2 rRNA genes are annotated in these 1,619 nt (G+C 54.0%); both read right to left on the minus strand.

Annotated features, from left to right (window positions below):
• Positions 1 to 13: 13 nt before the first annotated feature.
• Positions 14 to 130 (minus strand): 5S ribosomal RNA (rrf, locus tag WFJ36_RS17075).
• 111 nt (positions 131 to 241) lie between these two features.
• A 23S ribosomal RNA gene (locus tag WFJ36_RS17080) occupies positions 242 to 1,619 on the minus strand; the annotation flags it as partial.

The raw sequence follows: 1,619 nt of genomic DNA on the forward strand, positions 1-1,619 counted from the left end.
TTGTTTAAAAGGAGTCCGGCGGTGTCCTACTCTCCCACAGGGTCCCCCCTGCAGTACCATCGGCGCTGTGAGGCTTAGCTTCCGGGTTCGGAATGTGACCGGGCGTTTCCCTCACGCTATGGCCGCCGAAACACTATTGATGTTTCAATCAAACCTAAAGCAATGATGAATCATTGTTGAAGGTAGTTCTCGACCGTACATCGAGAACCACTCAGTGGACGCAAGCACCAACAAACGGTGTGTTATCAAGTCATCGGCTTATTAGTACCAGTCAGCTGCACACGTTACCGTGCTTCCACATCTGGCCTATCAACCCAGTAGTCTGGCTGGGAGCCTCTCACCCGAAGGTATGGAAGTCTCATCTTGAGGCCGGCTTCCCGCTTAGATGCTTTCAGCGGTTATCCATCCCGAACGTAGCTAATCAGCGGTGCTCCTGGCGGAACAACTGACACACCAGAGGTTCGTCCAACCCGGTCCTCTCGTACTAGGGTCAGATCCTCTCAAACTTCCTACGCGCGCAGCGGATAGGGACCGAACTGTCTCACGACGTTCTAAACCCAGCTCGCGTACCGCTTTAATGGGCGAACAGCCCAACCCTTGGGACCTACTCCAGCCCCAGGATGCGACGAGCCGACATCGAGGTGCCAAACCATGCCGTCGATATGGACTCTTGGGCAAGATCAGCCTGTTATCCCCGAGGTACCTTTTATCCGTTGAGCGACAGCGCTTCCACAAGCCACTGCCGGATCACTAGTCCCGACTTTCGTCCCTGCTCGACCTGTCAGTCTCACAGTCAAGCTCCCTTGTGCACTTACACTCGCCACCTGATTGCCAACCAGGTTGAGGGAACCTTTGGGCGCCTCCGTTACTTTTTGGGAGGCAACCGCCCCAGTTAAACTACCCACCAGGCACTGTCCCTGAACCGGATTACGGTTCGAAGTTAGATATCCAGAGTGACCAGAGTGGTATTTCAACAATGACTCCACGGTAACTGGCGTCACCGCTTCACAGTCTCCCACCTATCCTACACAAGCCACACCGAACACCAATACCAAGCTGTAGTAAAGGTCACGGGGTCTTTCCGTCCTGCTGCGCGTAACGAGCATCTTTACTCGTAATGCAATTTCGCCGAGTTCGCGGTTGAGACAGTTGGGAAGTCGTTACGCCATTCGTGCAGGTCGGAACTTACCCGACAAGGAATTTCGCTACCTTAGGATGGTTATAGTTACCACCGCCGTTTACTGGGGCTTAAATTCTCAGCTTCGCCTTGCGGCTAACCGGTCCTCTTAACCTTCCAGCACCGGGCAGGCGTCAGTCCGTATACATCGTCTTGCGACTTGGCACGGACCTGTGTTTTTAGTAAACAGTCGCTACCCACTAGTCTCTGCGGCCTCCAAACGCTTTCGGAGCAAGTCCTAATACGTCGAAGGCCCCCCTTCTCCCGAAGTTACGGGGGCATTTTGCCGAGTTCCTTAACCACGATTCTCTCGATCTCCTTGGTATTCTCTACCTGACCACCTGAGTCGGTTTGGGGTACGGGCGGCTAGAACCTCGCGTCGATGCTTTTCTCGGCAGCATAGGATCATCCACTTTTTATCCGCATCGTGTCTCAGCCTGTA

This window comes from Microbacterium sp. MMO-113, assembly GCF_037148555.1.
In the GTDB taxonomy this organism is placed as follows: domain Bacteria; phylum Actinomycetota; class Actinomycetes; order Actinomycetales; family Microbacteriaceae; genus Microbacterium.